The following is a 17,945-nucleotide window of genomic DNA, read 5'->3' on the forward strand; positions in this document are numbered from 1 at the left end:
CTAACGTTCGAGGACGCGGCGGTTCAGCCCGCCGACCAGAACTGGTCGAGCCACAGGTTGAGGCGGTCGAACCCGCGCGCCTCGATGCTGTAGACGCGGCGCGTGCCGCGCGAGGCGACGCTGACGAGCCCGCTTTCGAGAAGGGCGCGCAGGTGCTGGGAAACGGCCGGCCGGCTGATCGGCAACTGCGCGGCCAGTTCGTTGACCGTGCGCGGCCCTCGCCGCAACTCTTCGAGAAGGAAACGGCGGTGACGGTCTGCGATTGCGGCGAACGGATCGACCTGGCTCATGTGAAGAGAAATAAGCAACTGCTCATGGATAGACAAGGCGGGTAACGCAAAAGAAATGTAGGCCGCGGCGATCGCTCGGCTACGCCCATGCGACGATCAGGTGCCTGATGCCGTCCGACACGAGCTTGAGCGAGGCGACGAAGACCATCGCGTACATCAGCGGGTAGAAGAGGCTCGGTCGCATGCGCTTGACGAGCCATGCGCCGGCGATGGTTGCGAGGATCGCGACCGGTATGAGTGCAATGGAGATTTCGAGGTTGGACGTGTCGAACTGGCCGAGCATGAAGTACGGGATAAGCTTCAGCGCGTTGACGATGGCGAAGAAGCGTACGCTGCTGCCCGTATAGGTCTTCGGATCGTGATCGAGCGGCAGCGCGTAGAACTGGTAGGGCGGACCGCCGGCATGGGCGACGAAGCTCGTGAAGCCGGCCACCGTACCCCATGAAGCCCCGAGGAGCGGGCGGTGCCCGTGCGGCACCGTTTCGAGGCCCGACCGGCGAACGTGCAGGCGCTGCCACGCGTAGCGCAACGTGAAGGCGAGCGCGATCGTGCCGACGATCAGCCGGATCTCGTTCTCCGTGACCACCGCCGCCGTCAGCCATCCGATACCGACGCCGAGAACACCTCCGGGCAGCATGATGGCGAGCGTCCTTGCATCGCGATGGTTCCACCAGGTGTAAAGACTGATCCAGTCCATGACGATGAGGATCGGCAACAGGATCGCCGCGGCCTGCACCGGTGAGGTGACGAGCGACATCAGCGGCACGCCGAGCACCGCCATGGCGCCGCCGAGGCCGCCCTTGGACAGGCCGATCAGAATGACGGCGACGATCGTCGCGAGATAGAAGAGTGGATCGGCGGGCATGGGATCGGCGGTTGAACGGCGGGCGCCACCGGTCTATCGAAATCGCACGTTGATTGCGAGCCGTCCTGCGGGCTCGCCCGGACGATCGTGGAAAGGTCCTTCATGACGGATGTGAACGAGCGTTGCCGTCTCGTGCTGATCGCGCCGGCGATCGAGGAGCCGGAGGAGCTTGCGCGCGTGGTCGCCGATGCGCTGCGCGGTGGCGACGTCGCCTCGGTCATCCTGCCGGCCTACGCGCTCGGGCCGCGGGCCTTTCAGGATGCGATGGCGGTGGTCGTTCCGCTCGTGCAGAAGGCGGGCGCTGCGGCGATCGTCGTCGACGACAGCCGCACGGCCGGCCGCGTCGGCGCCGACGGCATTCACCTGACCGGCGATGCGGCCTCGCTCGCCGAAGCGGTAGAGCGCTTCCAGCCGAGCTGGATCGTCGGCGGCGGCAACGCGAAGACCCGCCACGGCGCGCTCGATCTCGGCGAGGCGCGGCCGGACTACGTCTTTTTCGGCACGCTCGAAGGCGACATCAAGCCGCCGGCGCATCCGCGCAACCTCGATCTCGCCGAGTGGTGGGCGGCGATGGTGGAAATTCCGTGCATCGTCATGGGCGGGCAGGATCCCGCGTCGGCCCTCGAGGTTGCGCAGGCGGGCGCGGACTTCGTCGCGTTGCGGCTCGCCGTCTTCTCCGAGCCGGAATCGGCAGCGCGCATCGTTGCGGAGATCAACGCGATGCTCGACAGTGAGGCCCCGCGGTTATCGAAGGGTTGAGGCTCGTGCCAGGCTGTGTTTTCGCCCGCTCGTTTTCGCGGTTCGCCGTAGCCGCGCTCGTCTTCGGCCTGTCGGGCGTTCCGGCGATCGCCCAGCAGAGCGGCGCGAATACCGGCGGCGCGACCGTGCCCACGCCTTCGACACGCCCGACCGAAGCCTCCCCGTCGTTGCCGACGGCTCCCTCCTCGTCGGCCGATGCGAATGCGGCCGGGACCATGCTGAGCGGGCCCGGAGCGAACCGGCCGGGAACGAAAAAGCCGGCCAGGCCCGTTTCGGACGCGGCGAAGGCCTACGGTGCATTCCAGCGCGGCTACTATCTGACGGCCATGCAATACGCGCTCGGTCCTGCGCAGAAGGGCAAGGCCGCCTCGCAGACCCTGCTTGCGGAGATCTTCGCGCGTGGGCTCGGCGTGCCGCAAAACCTCGACGACGCCGCGTTCTGGTACGGCCAGGCGGCGGGCAACGGCGATCCGGCGGCGGAATTCCGCTACGCGCTTTTCCTGATGGCCGGCAAACAGGTGAAGAAGGACGTCGCGCGCGCACAGAAGTTGATGAAGGCGGCCGCCGATGCCGGCGTGCCGGCCGCCGCGTTCAACCACGCGCAATGGCTCGTTTCGCAGACGCCGGGCGACACGGGCATGAAGGAGGCGCTGCCCTATTACGAAAAGGCGGCGACGGCCGGCATTCCCGATGCCCAGTACGCGCTTTCGCAGATCTATCGCAACGTCGACGGCCTTCCCGACGCCAAGCGCGCGCAGGCCCGCACCTGGCTGCAACGTGCGGCGGAAGCCGGATACGACACGGCCGAACTCGATCTCGCCATCTGGCTCGTCGACGGCATCGAGGGCCCGAAGGACTACGAGAAGGGCTTCGCCTGGATGAAACGGGCCGCCGTCGACGGCAACGTGATGGCGCAGAACCGGCTCGCCCATCTCTATCGGAAGGGCATCGGTACGCGACAGGACCGCCTCGCCGCGGCGACGTGGTACGTGATCGCCCGGCGTGCCGGCCTGCAGGACGACGATCTTCAGGACTTCTTCAACGGCCTTGCCGACGCGGCGAAGAAGAAGGCGCTCGAAAAGGCGAACGCAATGCAGGGCCAGTAGGTCTTCGCTTCACGCCCGGGACGCACGCGCAGGTCTGCCCGATGCGTGTGTGGCGGGCGCGAATGGCGGTCGGTCCCGGTGCGGCGCTTGCAAGCCGGCGGCATTTGTGGTGTTGAGGCGCTCGATGGTTTCCCGCGCGAAAGCATTCGCGCCACACGATTACGGTTCGACGCTCCATGAAGATCAACGGCAACGAGATCAAGCCCGGCAACGTTCTGGAACACAATTCCAGCCTCTGGGTCGCGGTCAAGACCAATCACGTCAAGCCCGGCAAGGGCGGCGCCTTCGCGCAGGTCGAGATGAAGAACCTTCTCGACGGATCCAAGCTCAACGAACGTTTCCGCGCCAGCGAGACGGTCGAGCGGGTGCGTCTGGAACAGAAGGATTTCCAGTATCTCTACGAAGAAGGCGAGATGCTGGTGTTCATGGACACTGACACCTTCGAGCAGCTCGAGCTGCAGAAAGAGTTCGTCGGCGAACGTTCCGCCTTCCTGCAGGAAGGCATGGGCGTGACGGTCGAACTCTACGAGGAAAAGCCGATCGGCGTGACCCTGCCGAACCAGGTCAGGCTCAAGATCCAGGAGGCCGACCCGGTCGTGAAGGGCCAGACGGCCGCTTCGTCCTACAAGCCGGCCGTCATGGAAAACGGCGTTCGGGTCATGGTGCCGCCCTTCATCGAGAGCGGCGAGACGATCATCGTCGATACCAACGACATCACCTATATCGGCCGCGCCGACTAACGGCACGCGCTTCCGCCGGCCGCGTCCGCGGCCGGGCACACGACGTCAGGACAAACGATGGCCCGATCCGCGCTCGTCAACGTGATGGTACAGGCGGCCTTCAAGGCCGGCCGGTCGCTGTCGCGCGACTTCGGCGAGGTGCAGAACCTTCAGGTTTCCATGAAGGGGCCGGGCGATTTCGTCACCCAGGCCGACCGCAAGGCCGAGCAGGTGGTGCGCCAGGAACTGCTGCGCGCCCGGCCGACCTACGGCTTCCTCGGCGAGGAAAGCGAAGAGATCGTCGGCACGGACGGCCAGCACCGCTGGATCGTCGATCCGCTCGACGGGACGACGAACTTTCTCCACGGCATACCGGCCTTCGCCGTGTCGATCGCGCTCGAACGCAACGGCACCATCGTCGCCGGCGTGGTGCTGAACCCGGCGACGGACGAACTCTTCGTCGCCGAACGCGGCAACGGTGCGTTCCTGAACGACCGACGGCTGCGCGTGGCGGGCCGCCGCGCGCTTTCCGACGCGGTCGTCGGCTGCGGCGTGCCGCATCTCGGACGCGGACATCACGGCAAGTTCCTGGTCGAGCTTCGCGACGTCATGAACGAGGTGGCCGGCGTGCGGCGTCTCGGTTCGGCCGCGCTCGATCTCGCCTATGTCGCCGCCGGCCGGTTCGACGGCTTCTGGGAGAAGCCGCTTTCCGCCTGGGACATGGCGGCGGGCCTCGTTCTCGTGCGCGAGGCGGGCGGTTTCGCGACCGACATCGAGGGCGGCAACCGGATTTTCGAGACCGGCAGCGTGGTCGCGGGCAACGAGCATATTCACCGGGCGCTTCTGGCCACCGTCAACCGCCCGGTGCCCGCGCGCTGACTGCGCCCGTGTGGCGTGTCCTGCCGAACGGCGAAGGTGGGTTGCCCTCGTCGGCTAAAGTCTTTTATTTCCGTCACATTGTCGGCTAAGCTCGCGCGAGCGTCGACCTTGTCGGGCGGGAGCGCGCTTTAAGAAGCCGGGGTTATGATGGCGAGACTCAACGTATCGGGCTTTGGTGCGCGCGAAGACGCGAACGCGCATGATCCGCACAAGCTTTCGAGCCCGATGGTGTTCTTCTGGACGATGGTGGTCTTCCTCATCATCGTCGGCTTCATCGCAGCCATCCTCTACCGGCAGATCCATACCGCGTTCGTTTCCAATCCGGGGCTGAACGGGTTGATCGTCGGCGTGCTCTTCATCGGCATCCTGCTTGCCTTCAACCAGGTGCTGCGGCTTCGGCCCGAGGTTCGCTGGGTCAATTCCTTTCGCGTCGTCGGAAGCGCGGACAAGGTCGGCGGCGAGCCGCGCCTGCTGGCTCCGATGCGTGCGCTCATCGGCCAGCAGCGCTCCATGGCGCTTTCGACGTCCTCGCTGCGTTCGATCCTCGATTCCATCGCGACCCGGCTCGACGAGGCGCGCGACACCTCGCGCTACCTGATCGGGCTCCTCGTCTTCCTCGGGCTCCTCGGCACGTTCTGGGGCCTTTTGAACACGATCGGCTCGATCACCAATGTCATCCAGGCACTCGATCCGGGCACGGGCGACACGAACAGCATTCTCGACGCCCTGAAGAACGGCCTGAGCGCGCCGTTGTCCGGCATGAGTACGGCCTTTTCCTCCTCGCTCTTCGGCCTTTCGAGTTCGCTCGTCCTCGGCTTTCTCGATCTTCAGGCCGGCCGCGCACAGAACCGCTTCTACACCGAGCTCGAGAACTGGCTTTCGACGGTGACCAATCTCGGTGGCGACGCGCCGCTTTCCGAAAGCCCCTTCAGTGGCGGCAGCGATCACATGCGCCAGCTCGACGAGAAGATTCAGGCGCTTTCCCAGGACGGCACGATGAACCACCGCACGACGACGGCGATGGCCAATCTCGCGGAAGGGATCCAGGGTCTCGTAAAGAACATGCGAAGCGAGCAGCAGATGCTGCGCGATTGGATCGAGGCCCAGCAGGAAGAATCGAAAGCCTTGCGTTCGACCGTGGAACGGCTCGCCAGCCAGCGCGAGCGGGAAGAGGACTAGGGTCATGGCCCTTTCGCGCAGCCGACGCCACCGCAGCATGGATTTCTGGCCGGGGTTCGTCGATGCGTTGTCGACGCTTCTCCTGACCATCATGTTCCTGCTGACGGTCTTCGTCCTCGGCCAGTTCCTGCTCAGCCGCGAGATTTCCGGCAAGGACGTGGTGCTGAACCAGCTCCATAGCCAGATCAACGAGCTGACCCGGCTTTTGGCGCTCGAACGCTCCAACGACCAGGATACGGAAGACCAGATCAACGATCTTCGCGCCTCCCTCGAACAGGCCCAGCAGGACAAGTCCCGCCTGCGCCAGCTCCTCGACCAGGGTAGCGGTGCTTCGGCTTCGGCGAAGGCGCGTATCACCGATCTGAAGGGGTCGCTTTCCGATCAGCAGCAGGTCAGCCAGCGCGCGCTGAGCCAGGTCGATCTCCTGAACCAGCAGATCAGCGCGCTGCGCAGCCAGATCAGCGCGCTCGAGGATGCGCTCGACGTTTCGGAGAAGAAACAGGACGCTTCGAAGGCGAAGATCGCCGATCTCGGCAAGCGGCTGAACGTCGCGCTCGCCCGCCGCGTGCAGGAACTCAACCGTTACCGTTCGGACTTCTTCGGCCGGCTTCGCGAGATCCTCGCCGACCGCCAGAACATCCGCGTGGTCGGAGACCGCTTCGTCTTCCAGTCCGAGGTGCTCTTCGGCTCGGGTGCCTCCGACATCAGCGATCGCGGCAAGACGGAACTCGCGAAGCTCGCCGACGTGCTGAAGAAGATCACCGGCGAGATTCCGAGCGACATCAACTGGATCCTCGAAGTCGACGGCTTCACCGACGACGTGCCCGTTTCCGCCTCGAGCCAGTACGCCAACAACTGGGAACTTTCGACCGCCCGCGCGACGGCCGTCGTCGAATACCTGATCTCGCAAGGCGTGCAGCCGAACCGGCTGGCCGCCGCCGGCTTCGGCGAATACCAGCCGATCGCCGAGGGCGACACGAAGGAGGCGCGCGCGCAGAACCGGCGCATCGAGATCAAGCTGACCGATCGCTAGGTGCCGGGAAGGGCCGGGCAGCGCCTAGCCTGCACGTTCTGCCGCGGCTGCGAGAGGTTGTTCGCGATCCTCTGTTCGCAATGACCGAGACGCCCTTGTTCGCTCGGCGAATGTCCTGTATAGGCCGCCCATCGAATTGAGCACGGGCGATGCGACGGTCTTCCGGCCGTTTCCGCTCGCGCTGCCAATGACAGCGTGTCCGTGGCGAAGACGGGACACAATCGGCAGGATCAAAGACCATGAAGAACGATATCCATCCCGACTATCATACGATCAAGATCGTCATGACCGACGGAACCGAATACACGACCCGTTCGACCTGGGGTTCCGAGGGCGACACGATGCATCTCGAGATCGATCCCAATTCGCATCCGGCATGGACGGGCGGCAACCAGCAGCTCATGGACCGCGGCGGCCGCCTGTCGAAGTTCAAGAAGCGCTTCGAAGGCCTCGGTTTCTAGCGCCCGCTTCCGTTTCACGGGCGCAGCGCCGCGCGCGTCGACCGTACCCGATGGTAAAAGACAAGGCCCGCGATCCGGCGATCGCGGGCCTTGTTTCGTGATCTCGGCTCGATGTTTCCCCGCACGTCTGGGCGGTACCATTCTTGGAACTGCGATGTCGCTCGCGCGGTCAAAAAGGGCGAAGTCCGTCGAAAGGATGCTCCGCCCTTTCCCTGCGTCATCCTGCGGCTCGACCCGTGGATCTAACCCCGCGCTTACGACGAGCGATGCACCGGATCGAGCGTGGACGAATCCGTGCTCCGGACGCCCGGCGCACTGACGGCGTTTCGAAGTCGCTGGATCTCGAGCCCAGCCCACCGACGACGTCGGCGGGGAAGACGTGTCGTGTCAGGATGGTGCCGCGAAGAAGGGGAGCGCAGAGGCTTCGCCGCTTTGAACCGGCGTGCGTCTGCCACCAAGATTAAGGGGTGTTCGGCGCAACGACGACGCAAACGGCCGATCGTGCCAAATCGCTTGCGATCAGGACCATGCGCGCCAGACGCCGGCCGTTAGCGCGCGGAAAAGGCGGTCTGGAGCAGGGACTGCTGGGCGTGGACGCTGCAGGTTCCGTCGGGTTCGGGGAGCCTGGTCTCGGTTTCGCCGCGATAGATCTCGCGGTCGAGCATCGCGACACGGTTCTGCAGGCGGAAGGAACGTTCGACGAGATCCTTGAAGACCGCCGGAAGATCGTCCCAGCCGGCTGCGGACCTGTCGACGCTGAAGCTGTCGAGGCGGACCTTCTTCTTCTCGTCGAGCACCTGCTCGCGCGTCATCTCGCCGTTGTTGACGGCGCGCTGGAGAAGAAGCCACGAGGCGAGCTGCATCAGACGGGTCGTCAGGCGCATGGATTCGGCCGAATAGAGCACCGAAGCGATGCGGGGCAGGGACTTCGATTCGTCCCGGCCCTCGCCGTCGAGATAGGTGGCGGTTTCCTCGACGAGGCTCATGCCTTCCGAATACAGCGCCTTGAACGGCGCGGCGACCGCGACGTGATCGGCGAAGCGAACCGTGTTCGACGATGCTTCCGGCATGGTGCAGGTGTCCTCGAATCCCCGTTGTCGTGTATTGCAGACAAATGTCCACGCGGCGACGAATGTTCCGCATGCGCTGCGGTTTGAAACATACTGCAGGTTGCCGCCGATTGCAGCAAGGACAGGCTTAACAGACGGTTAATTTCAACAGGCGTTACCGGCGGGCAAAAAAAAGAGCCGCATGGCGGCTCTCGAGAGTTTAACAGGGAGGCGTCGGACGGAGTGGCCGATCGGCCGTTCCGTCAAATCCGGCGAACACCGGATATGTGCATTAAAGACCGATAAAGCTTAACGAGACGTTAAGACCGGTGCCGGAATGTACGATTTCCGTCCATGCATGCCCCGAAACGGGACGTTCGCTGTCGCGTTCGGGGACGACGGTGCCCGGGAAAGAGTTTCTCTGCCGCGCCGCGGCTCGAAGAACGGGCTTCGATTTCGTTTTCGAGACGCACGATCTCTTGTCTCGAACGTGCGATGCGCTTCGAGTTCGTGCCTGGAATGCGGCGATACATCCTCGGTCTCGGGCACCGGATGTGGCTGCGGTCGATCCGCGAAATCGTCCACGGTTCTTTTCTCCGGCCTTTCGGCGCATATCTGTGACGAAGACCGAGGATACAGGATATAGCCGTGACCAGACAGACGATGCGTGCCGTTTCGATCAGAGAGCCGGGCGGGCCGGAGGTGCTTCGGCTCGGCGAGCGGGAGCGTCCCGAGCCGGGCGAGGGCGAACTGCTGGTGCGCGTGCGCGCGGCCGGCGTCAATCGCCCGGACGTCTTCCAGCGCCAGGGCCGCTACGATCCGCCCGAGGGCGCGAGCGACGTTCCGGGACTCGAGATCGCCGGCGAGGTTGCGGCGATCGGCCCGGGGGCGAGCGAATTCCGCGAGGGGGATGCCGTCTGCGCGCTGCTGCCGGGCGGCGGATACGCCGAATACTGCGTCGTTCATGCGAGCAACGCGCTTCCCGTTCCCGAAGGCTTTTCCTTCATCCACGCCGCCGCTTTGCCGGAAACGTTCTTCACTGTCTGGCATAACGTTTTCCAGCGCGGTGGACTGAAACGCGGCGAGACGTTCCTCGTCCATGGCGGCTCTTCGGGCATCGGTACGACCGCGATCCAGCTCGCCTCGGCGTTCGGGGCGAGCGTCTTCGCGACCGCCGGGACGAAGGCGAAGTGCGATGCCTGTCGGGAACTCGGCGCCTTCCGTGCCATCGACTACCGAGAGGAGGATTTCGTGGAGATCGTCAGGCAGGCGACCGACGGTGCGGGCGTCGACGTCATCCTCGATATGGTCGGCGGGGACTACATCGCGCGCAACTACGAGGCCGCGGCCTTCGACGGGCGGATCGTGCAGATCGCCTTTCTGAAAGGCGCCAAGCCGGAAGTGAACTTCGCGCCGCTGATGGCGAAGCGGCTTACCCATACGGGCTCGACGCTGCGTGCGCGTTCGGTCGAGTTCAAGGCGGGCATCGCCGCCGAACTGCGCCGGCAAGTCTGGCCGCTTCTTGAGGCCGGTCGCGTCAAACCGATCATGGACACGGTCTATCCGCTCGCCAGGGTCGAAGACGCTCATCGACGCATCGACGAAGGCGAGCACATCGGCAAGATCGTGCTCGAGATCGATTAGAGCTTTATGCCGATCCTTCGTTCGCGCGTTCGTGGACGACGGACGGTCTGTGTTGACGCGAAGCTTCGCGCCGATTGACGTCGAGGCTTGCGCTGGTATGGCTGGTCCCTCTCGGGGGACCTTCTCATGGCACGCGCGATTTCGTACCTGCTCATCCTGGCGATGATCGTCCAGATCATTCGACCGCTCGGCATACCGGGGCTGAGGAAGCGGGGGGATTTCTGGAAGATCGCTCTTTTCGCGCTCGTCCTCGTCAGCCTGATCGTGCTCGTGCGGCCCGAATAGGCGTTATCGCGACCGACCGAACGCCGCGGTTCAGGCGGCGTCCTCCAGTTCACGATTCCATTCGCCGCGTTCGGCGAGGCTGTTCATCCTGGAGCGGTGGACGAAGGCCCGCTGGCCGGCGGCGACGTTGTCGCTCTTGCCGGCCCAGGCCTTGAGCGCATCCTCCTGCAGGGCGCGGCTGTAGGAGAACGTCAGCGGCCAGGGCAGGTCGAAGCCGGACTTCATGGCATTAAGGTGCGCCGTCGCTTCCTCGCTCGACTGGCCCCCGGACAGGAAGGCGATGCCGGCGATCGCCGTCGGCACGGTCCGTCGGAAGGTGCGCACGGTCATCTCCGCGACCTCTTCGACCGAGGCACGGCGTGCCTTGGCGCCGTCGATCACCATGTTCGGCTTGAGAATCGTCTGTTCGAGCGTGACGCCGGCTTCGACGAGGGCCTCGAAAAGATCGCGCTGGACCGCTTCGCTGACCTCCGCACAACGCTCGATCGAATGCGTGCCCGGATCGCCGTCCATCAGCACCTCGGGCTCGACGATCGGCACGAGGCCGGCTTCCTGACAAAGCGCAGCATAGCGGGCAAGCGCCCGATTGTTCGCGCGTACGCATGCCCGCGACGGCAGAACGTCGGAGATCGATATGGCCGCACGCCATTTCGCGAAGCGCGCGCCGAGGCCGTGATATTCGGCCAGCCGCTCGCGCAGGCCGTCCAGCCCCTCCGTCACCGTTTCACCCGGATGAAGCGCCAGCGGCACCGCACCCTCGTCGACCTTGATGCCGGCAAGTGCGCCGGCGCGGGTGATCAGCTCGACCAGGGGCGTGCCGTCGGCGGCTTTTTGACGGATCGTCTCGTCGTAGAGGATGACGCCGGAGATATAGTCAGTCATCGCCTCTTCGGCGCGAAAGAGCATTTCGCGGGAATCCCGGCGCGTCTCTTCCGTCGAGGTCACACCCGCCGCAGCGAGGCGCTTCTTCGCCGTGCCGGTGGATTCGTCGGCGGCGAGCAGACCCTTTCGCTGCGTCATGAGACGCGCGGCAATTTCCTCGAGACGTTCGGCCATATAAGCCCTCCTGGATGAAACCCGGGAGGGCACATAGCAGAAGTTGCAGCCATAGCAAACGCCGTCGGGCGAACCTGAACCGATTGAAAATAATTCAATCGGTTCAAGTGTTTCGCGTCATCCATGCAAAGGGCGTGATTCTACTTCGAAAGGACCTGGACGCCCGGCAACGGCTTGCCTTCCAGCCATTCCAGAAAGGCGCCGCCGGCGGTCGACACGTAGGTGAAGTCGTCCGTCACGCCGGCCTTGTTCAAGGCGGCGACCGTATCGCCGCCGCCCGCGACCGAGACGAGCTCGCCCGCCTTCGTGCGGTCGGCCGCATTGCGCGCGGCGGTGATCGTCGCGCGATCGAACGGCTCCATCTCGAAGGCGCCGAGTGGGCCGTTCCACATCAGCGTTTCGGCGCGCGAGATCCAGGCCGAAACCGCTTCGAGCGACTTGTCGCCGATGTCGAGGATCATCGCGTCGGCCGGCACCGCGTAGACGGAGACGACCTCGTTTGCCGCATTCGCCGCGAACTCGCGGGCAACGACGGCGTCGCTCGGCAGGACGATCGCGCAATTGCCGGCATTGGCCTTTTCCATGATGCTGCGCGCGGTGTCGGCAAGGTCGTGTTCGCACAGCGACTTGCCGACATCGACACCGCGTGCGGCAAGGAACGTGTTCGCCATGCCGCCGCCGATGACGAGCGCGTCGACCTTCGTCACCAGATTGGCGAGCAGGTCGATCTTGGTCGAGACCTTGGCCCCGCCGACGATCGCGAGAACGGGCCGGGAGGGATTTTCGAGCCCCTTTTCGAGGGCTTCGAGTTCGGCCTGCATGGTGCGTCCGGCGTAGGCGGGGAGATGATGGGCGACACCTTCGGTCGAACCGTGAGCACGGTGCGCCGCGGAAAATGCGTCGTCGACGTAGAGATCGCCGTTTTCGGCCAGCGCTTTCGCGAAATCGGCGTCGTTCTTTTCCTCCCCCTCGTGGAAGCGGGTGTTTTCGAGGAGCAGGATGTCGCCGTCGACCATGGAGTCGACCGCGCTCTTCGCCGTTTCGCCGATGCAGTCGTCGGCAAAATGGACGCGATGGTCGAGCACCTCCTCGACGGTGCCGGCGATCGGCTGCAGCGACATCTCCGGCACGCGCTTGCCCTTCGGCCGGCCGAAATGGGCGAGCAGGACGACCTTCGCGCCCTTGCCGGAAAGCTCAAGGATGGTCGGCGCGACGCGCTCGATGCGCGTGCGGTCGGTCACCTTGCCGTCGCTCACCGGGACATTGAGATCCACGCGTACGAGAACGCGTTTGCCGGCGAGGTCGTCGATGTCGTCGAGGGTCTTGAAAGAGGCCATCCGGTCCTGCTCGTTGGCTGAAGATGAGGTGGTTCGACGGGCAGCATAACGCGCGTCCGAAGCCTTACAAGGGCAAGGCGGACAACCGCGCCGCTTTGCCGCCCGTGCCTATTCGGCCGCCTGCCGGTCCTCCGCCTTTCGTCGGTTCCTGCGCCGTCTGGCAAGCCGGTCGAGCGCGGATCGCGCGGTCTTCCGGTTGATGAAGTCGGGCAGGGGCCGTGCCAGGGGTTCGGGTTCGAGGGAGACGCCGAGCGAGGTGATCTCGCCTCGGTCGTCGACGTCGCGCACGATGATTTCCAGTGGGCCGAGGCGCAGCCGGTCGGCATATTCCGCCCGGCCGCCGAAACGGCGTTCCAGATATTCCGCAAGCGTCGTCTCGCGGCTGTTTGCCGGCACGATGCCGGGGCCGTAGGCCTCGTCGAGTTCGCCGAGCGTGCGCTTCGGGTCGACGGTGAAGGCGCCGAAGAACTCGGTGTCGTCCTTTTCCACCGGCGCCGGGCTTGCGAAGAGGCGGTCGAGCAGGCGCGGAAAGTTCGGCGAGATGAAGAGGTAGACGTGGTCGTTTTCCTGCAGGCGCCCGGCGTACTGGTAGCGCATCGAACGGCCGTTGCGCACGACGAGCGAAGGCCGCGCCCAGCGCGGAATGCGTTCGCCGGTCAGCACGGGACTGTCCTTGACGACGCGATAGGCGACGAGTTCGTGGTTGGCGGAGCCCGGAAGCTCGACCTCGACGCGCTGCACCGGACCGATGCGCGGCGGCACGACGAGGCTGAGGCGCTTGGCCATGGGGCTGATCGTCCAGCCCTGCAGGAGAAGGGAAACGAGGACGATGATGAAGGCAGTGTTGAAGAAGAGCATGCCCCCCTCGACGCCGCCGATCACCGGCAGGATGGCAAGCAGGATGGAAACGGCGCCGCGCAAGCCGACCCAGGAGATGAACAGCCGCTCGCGCTTGGTGTAGCGAAACGGCGAGAGGCACAGCCACACGGCGACGGGCCGCGCAACCAGCACGAGGAACAGCGCGAGCGCGATGGCCGGCAACGCGATCGCCGGGAACTGGGACGGGGTGGCGAGCAGGCCGAGAACGAGGAACATGACGATCTGGGCGAGCCACGTCATGCCCTCCTGGAAGCGGCGGATCGCCGTCTTCGCGCGGATGCTGCGATTGCCGGCGTAGAGGCCGGCGATATAGACGGCGAGGAAGCCGGAACCGCCGAGCGCGCCGGTCGCCGAAAAGACGAGCAGGGCAAGCGTGACGACGAAGATTGGCGTCAGCCCGCGTTCCATGTCGAGCTTGTTGACCAGCCACACGATCAGCATGCCGCCCGGCAGGCCGATCGCCACGCCGAGCCCCATCTGCATGCCGAAGAGGCGCAGGATGTCGATGCCGGGCAGCGACGAGCCGTCCGTGCCGGTGGCGATCTGCACGAGGGCGATCGTCAGGAAGATCGCCATCGGGTCGTTCGATCCGGACTCGACCTCGAGGGTGGACCGTACGCGATCGCGAACGGCGATGCCACCGATGCGAAGCAGGAAGAAGACGGCCGCGGCATCCGTGGAGGCGACGATCGACCCGAGAAGAAGCCCCTGGATGAGTTGCAGGTCGAAGACGACGCAGGCCATGAGGCCGAAGATGCCGGCGGTGAGCAGGACGCCCAGCGTCGCCATGGTGATCGCCGGTGCGGCCGCCTGCCGGAAGGCATGGAGCGACGTGCCGAAGCCGGAATCGAACAGGATGACGGCGAGCGCCAGCGAGCCGACGAAATAGGCGAGCTGGCCGTTGTCGAACTGCACGCCGAAGCCGTCCGTGCCGGCGACGAGCCCGATGCACAGGAAGAGCAGCAGCAGCGGCGTGCCGAAGCGGAAGGCGAGCAGGCTTGAAAACGCGGCCATCAGGACGAGAAGCGTGCCGACCAGAATGGCGAGATAGAGCGTTTCCAAAGGCACTGGCCCCGCGCTGGAGAAAAACGAGCCCGGCCGATGCCCCGCATGCTTTCGCCAGCTTTGAAAGGCCGCTTCGTGCGCCTAGTCGGCAAAGCGGGCGGGACGAAGGCGCATGCGAAAAAGGGGCACCCGAAGGCACCCCTTGATTAGCATGAAACGCACGATGCGCGCCAGCGACGCGCGGTCCGCGTCGAAAGACGGTCGATCAGCCGTTCAGACGGGCCCGCACGGCTTCGACGGCGGCCGATGCCGTGATGTCGAAATGCCGGTAGAGGTCCTCGTAGGCGCCGGAAGCACCGAAACCGTGCATGCCGACGAAGATGCCGTCATGGCCGATGAATGCATCCCAACCCTGGCGCACGCCGGCCTCGATCGCGACCTTGACCGGCGAATTGCCGATGATCGCCGCCTTGTACTGGTCCGTCTGCTCATGGAAGAGTTCCATCGACGGGACGGAGACGACGCGGGTGGCGCGGCCTTCCTTTTCCAGCATCTCCTTGGCGTCGAGCGCGATCTCGACCTCGGAGCCGGACGCGAAGATCGTCACCTCGGCGTTGCTCGAAGGCGAAAGGTCGTAGGCGCCGTAGGCGGAGAGGTTCTCCTCGCTGTAGTCGGTACGCGCGGCCCTGAGCTTCTGGCGCGAAAGAACCATGCCCGACGGGCGGTGGTTCGACTCCAGCGCGAGCTGCCAGCACTCCAGCGTTTCTGTCGCGTCGGCCGGACGGAAGGTCAGGAGGTTCGGGATCACCCGCAATGCGGCCAGATGCTCGACCGGCTGGTGCGTGGGGCCGTCTTCGCCGAGACCGATCGAATCGTGGGTGAGCACGTAGATCGCGCGTACGCCCATCATCGAAGCGAGCCGGATCGCCGGGCGGCAATAGTCCGTGAAGCACATGAACGTGCCGCCGTAGGGGATCAGCCCCTCGTGAAGCGCGATGCCGCTCATCGCCGCCACCATGGCGTGCTCGCGGATGCCGTAATGGACGTAGCGACCGGAAAAGTCGTCCGCCGTCAGGTCTTTCATCTGGCTCGTCTGCGTGTTGTTCGAAGGCGTCAGGTCGGCCGAGCCGCCGAGCATTTCGGGCAACACGCCGTTGACCACTTCGAGTACTGCCTCGGAATGCTTGCGGGTCGCGTCCTTCGGCTTCTCGTCGGCGAACTTGCGCTTGAGTTCCTCGAGCTTGCCGTCGAAGCCGCCGACGAGTTCGCCCTTGGCGCGGCGTTCGAAATCGGCGCGCTTGTTCGAGTCGGCATCCTTGAGGCGCTGCTCCCACTCCTTGCGCTCGGAGGTCGAGCGAAGGCCGGCGAGCCGCCATGCGTCGAGAATATCGGAGGGAATCTCGAAGGGCGGCGAATCCCAGCCGAGGTTCTTGCGCGTCTCGGCGATCTCTTCCTCGCCGAGCGCGGAGCCGTGCGCCTTCTGCGTGCCGGCCTTGGTCGGTGCGCCGAAGCCAATCGTCGTCTTGCAGGCGATCATCGTCGGGCGGTCGGAAGTGTGCGCCTCCTCGATGGCGCCGGCGATGGCTTCCGGATCGTGGCCGTCGATCTCGATCGTGTGCCAGTGGACCGCCTTGAAGCGCTCGATCTGGTCCGTCGAATCCGACAGATGGACGTCGCCATCGATGGAGATGCCGTTATTGTCCCAGAAGAGGACGAGCTTGTTCAGCTTCAGGTGGCCGGCGAGCGCGATCGCCTCCTGGCTGATGCCCTCCATGAGGCAGCCGTCGCCGGCGAGCACGTAGGTATGGTGGTCGACGAGATCCTCGCCGAACTCGGCCCTCAGCTTGCGCTCGGCGAGCGCCATGCCGACCGAGTTGCCGATGCCCTGGCCGAGGGGGCCGGTGGTCGTCTCGATACCGGCGGCATGGCCGTATTCCGGATGGCCGGCGGTTTTGGAATCGACCTGACGGAAATGCTTGATCTCGTCGATCGTGATGTCCTCGTAGCCCGTCAGGTAGAGCAGCGAATAGAGGAGCATCGAACCGTGGCCCGCCGACAGCACGAAGCGGTCGCGGTCCGGCCAGTGCGGGTTCTTGGGATCGAAGTTGAGATACTTGGTGAAGAGCACCGTGGCGATGTCGGCGCAGCCCATCGGCAGGCCCGGGTGACCCGACTGGGCCTTTTCCACGGCGTCCATGGACAGGAAGCGGATCGCGTTCGCCATCCGGTCGTGTTTTTCGCGTGATGTCATGGCTTTTCGACAGGTCCGAATTGAAGGGAACGATCCTTCCGCCGGATCGAGTAGGCGGCGTGTATCGCCCTCGTGGCGACACCCGCCAAGGGCACAGCGAGACATAGCAGTCTGCTTAATCCTGTCAATAAATCGGTTCGCGCCGGGGCTCGTGCGCCGGGCGCGACGAATTCACAGAAAGCAGCGGGTTCCGGCGGCGAATTTGTTGACGCGAACTTGCCGCGATGGATAATCGAAGACGTCCTAAATGCCCGTGGCGCCATCGATTCGGCGCACATTGGCGCGTTGGACGTGGACGCGCATGGGCGCACGGAGCGTGGAAATGGCGGGTGAGACGACGGTCAAGGCGTCGCTGGAACGGCTGCAGCGGGCACTGAGCGGCCTCGAGACGGCCGTGGACGCGCGGCTCGAGCACGAGAGCGAAACGACGCGGGCTTCCGACGAGGTCCGTCGGTTGAATACCGATCGCTCGAAGCTTGCCGAGGAACTCGACCGCAGCCAGTACCGCGCCGACACGCTGGAAGAGACCAACCGGGAAGTCTCGCGCCGGCTCGTCAGCGCGATGGAGACGATCCGCGCGGTGCTCGACCGTTCATGACGGGAACTCGGCCGTTCATGACGGGAGCGGGCCTGCTGCGCGCCGCAAACGCCTCGAAGGTGGTGACATGGCACAGGTGACGGTGACGATCGACGACAAGGCCTATCGCATGGCGTGCGAGGAGGGCCAGCAGGACCACCTTGCCTATCTCGCCGGCGAGCTCGATCGCTACGTGCGCTACCTGAAGGGCGAATTCGGCGAGATCGGCGACCTTCGCCTGACCGTCATGGCGGGTATTACCGTCATCGACGAAATGACCGAGATCAAGCGACGCATGGCGAGCCTCGAAAGCGAGCTCGAAACGCTGCGCGGAAGAGGCGATACGCCGCATGACGGCGCCGGTCGCGCGGATCCCCAGCTCGTCGAGGCACTGAGCGAGCTGAGCGGCCAGATCGAAGGCATTACCTCGAAGCTGACCGGCGTTCCCGCGCAAACGCAGCCCTGACCGGCCGCGTTCGGGCTCTAGGTGTGAGCTTTCATTAGGTTGTCCATCCGGTCCGGACCGGGGATGCTGAGGTTGTGAGACTTCAGAGTCCAGGGAGGGACCGGA

Annotated in this window: 19 protein-coding genes; 11 read left to right on the forward strand and 8 right to left on the reverse strand. The window is 65.1% G+C overall.

Going from position 1 to position 17,945, the window contains the following annotated elements; genetic code table 11:
• Positions 1-23: 23 nt before the first annotated feature.
• Positions 24-290, reverse strand: coding sequence for an ArsR/SmtB family transcription factor (locus FJU11_RS11435; RefSeq protein ID WP_141167204.1), 267 nt, complete (start codon positions 288-290; stop codon positions 24-26).
• Between the two features lie 79 nt (positions 291-369).
• Positions 370-1,155 (reverse strand): sulfite exporter TauE/SafE family protein, encoded by a 786-nt coding sequence (locus FJU11_RS11440; protein ID WP_141167182.1) that lies wholly within the window; start codon positions 1,153-1,155, stop codon positions 370-372.
• Between the two features lie 102 nt (positions 1,156-1,257).
• Between FJU11_RS11440 and FJU11_RS11445 the strand changes: the two genes are divergently transcribed.
• From FJU11_RS11445 to rpmE, 7 genes are all read left to right on the forward strand, one after another.
• On the forward strand, positions 1,258-1,914 hold the full coding sequence (locus FJU11_RS11445) for a thiamine phosphate synthase (protein ID WP_141167183.1): 657 nt from the start codon (positions 1,258-1,260) through the stop codon (positions 1,912-1,914).
• Between the two features lie 5 nt (positions 1,915-1,919).
• Positions 1,920-3,020: a tetratricopeptide repeat protein gene (locus FJU11_RS11450; RefSeq protein ID WP_235890999.1), complete on the forward strand. Its 1,101-nt coding sequence runs from the start codon at positions 1,920-1,922 to the stop codon at positions 3,018-3,020.
• Positions 3,021-3,196: 176 nt separating this feature from the next.
• The gene (efp, locus tag FJU11_RS11455; RefSeq protein ID WP_141167184.1) at positions 3,197-3,760 is read left to right on the forward strand and encodes an elongation factor P; all 564 of its coding nucleotides are present in this window, start codon (positions 3,197-3,199) and stop codon (positions 3,758-3,760) included.
• Positions 3,761-3,817: 57 nt separating this feature from the next.
• Positions 3,818-4,618 carry an inositol monophosphatase family protein gene (locus FJU11_RS11460; RefSeq protein ID WP_141167185.1) on the forward strand — a complete coding sequence of 267 codons (801 nt, stop codon included), beginning with the start codon at positions 3,818-3,820 and terminating at the stop codon, positions 4,616-4,618.
• 147 nt (positions 4,619-4,765) lie between these two features.
• Entirely contained in the window at positions 4,766-5,797 is a 1,032-nt protein-coding gene (locus tag FJU11_RS11465; RefSeq protein WP_141167186.1) for a MotA/TolQ/ExbB proton channel family protein, read from the forward strand.
• Positions 5,798-5,801: 4 nt separating this feature from the next.
• Positions 5,802-6,830, forward strand: coding sequence for a peptidoglycan -binding protein (locus FJU11_RS11470; RefSeq protein WP_141167187.1), 1,029 nt, complete (start codon positions 5,802-5,804; stop codon positions 6,828-6,830).
• Positions 6,831-7,069: 239 nt separating this feature from the next.
• On the forward strand, positions 7,070-7,291 hold the full coding sequence (gene rpmE, locus FJU11_RS11475; protein ID WP_141167188.1) for a 50S ribosomal protein L31: 222 nt from the start codon (positions 7,070-7,072) through the stop codon (positions 7,289-7,291).
• Positions 7,292-7,839: 548 nt separating this feature from the next.
• Here rpmE and rcdA read toward each other — a convergent pair.
• Both rcdA and FJU11_RS18850 read right to left on the reverse strand, forming a co-directional pair.
• The gene (gene rcdA / locus FJU11_RS11480) at positions 7,840-8,361 is read right to left on the reverse strand and encodes a protease adaptor protein RcdA (protein WP_141167189.1); all 522 of its coding nucleotides are present in this window, start codon (positions 8,359-8,361) and stop codon (positions 7,840-7,842) included.
• Between the two features lie 299 nt (positions 8,362-8,660).
• Positions 8,661-8,873, reverse strand: coding sequence for a DUF1192 family protein (locus FJU11_RS18850; RefSeq protein WP_141167190.1), 213 nt, complete (start codon positions 8,871-8,873; stop codon positions 8,661-8,663).
• 130 nt (positions 8,874-9,003) lie between these two features.
• Here FJU11_RS18850 and FJU11_RS11490 point away from each other — a divergent pair, with 130 nt between their 5' ends.
• A complete protein-coding gene (locus FJU11_RS11490) occupies positions 9,004-9,984 on the forward strand; it encodes an NAD(P)H-quinone oxidoreductase (RefSeq protein ID WP_141167206.1) in 981 nt (326 codons plus the stop codon).
• A gap of 126 nt (positions 9,985-10,110) precedes the next feature.
• A complete protein-coding gene (locus FJU11_RS18330; protein WP_181408157.1) occupies positions 10,111-10,269 on the forward strand; it encodes a hypothetical protein in 159 nt (52 codons plus the stop codon).
• A gap of 30 nt (positions 10,270-10,299) precedes the next feature.
• Here the strand turns inward: FJU11_RS18330 and FJU11_RS11495 are convergent, their stop codons facing one another.
• The 4 genes from FJU11_RS11495 to tkt all read right to left on the reverse strand — a co-directional run bounded on the left by FJU11_RS11495 (position 10,300) and on the right by tkt (position 16,797).
• Positions 10,300-11,325 carry a class I fructose-bisphosphate aldolase gene (locus tag FJU11_RS11495; protein WP_141167191.1) on the reverse strand — a complete coding sequence of 342 codons (1,026 nt, stop codon included), beginning with the start codon at positions 11,323-11,325 and terminating at the stop codon, positions 10,300-10,302.
• Between the two features lie 140 nt (positions 11,326-11,465).
• Positions 11,466-12,662, reverse strand: coding sequence for a phosphoglycerate kinase (locus FJU11_RS11500; protein ID WP_141167192.1), 1,197 nt, complete (start codon positions 12,660-12,662; stop codon positions 11,466-11,468).
• Between the two features lie 108 nt (positions 12,663-12,770).
• The gene (locus tag FJU11_RS11505; protein WP_141167207.1) at positions 12,771-14,603 is read right to left on the reverse strand and encodes a potassium/proton antiporter; all 1,833 of its coding nucleotides are present in this window, start codon (positions 14,601-14,603) and stop codon (positions 12,771-12,773) included.
• Between the two features lie 208 nt (positions 14,604-14,811).
• The gene (gene tkt / locus FJU11_RS11510) at positions 14,812-16,797 is read right to left on the reverse strand and encodes a transketolase (RefSeq protein WP_141167193.1); all 1,986 of its coding nucleotides are present in this window, start codon (positions 16,795-16,797) and stop codon (positions 14,812-14,814) included.
• Between the two features lie 322 nt (positions 16,798-17,119).
• On the opposite strand from tkt, the gene FJU11_RS11515 reads away from it, so the two are divergent.
• Together FJU11_RS11515 and FJU11_RS11520 are read left to right on the forward strand one after the other, a co-directional pair.
• On the forward strand, positions 17,120-17,395 hold the full coding sequence (locus FJU11_RS11515; RefSeq protein ID WP_141167208.1) for a DUF4164 domain-containing protein: 276 nt from the start codon (positions 17,120-17,122) through the stop codon (positions 17,393-17,395).
• Positions 17,396-17,462: 67 nt separating this feature from the next.
• Positions 17,463-17,840, forward strand: a complete 378-nt coding sequence (locus tag FJU11_RS11520; protein WP_141167194.1) for a cell division protein ZapA — start codon at positions 17,463-17,465, stop codon at positions 17,838-17,840.
• The last annotated feature ends 105 nt before the right edge of the window (positions 17,841-17,945 follow it).

This window comes from Pararhizobium mangrovi (assembly GCF_006516965.1).
GTDB classification, from domain to species: domain Bacteria; phylum Pseudomonadota; class Alphaproteobacteria; order Rhizobiales; family Rhizobiaceae; genus Pararhizobium_B; species Pararhizobium_B mangrovi.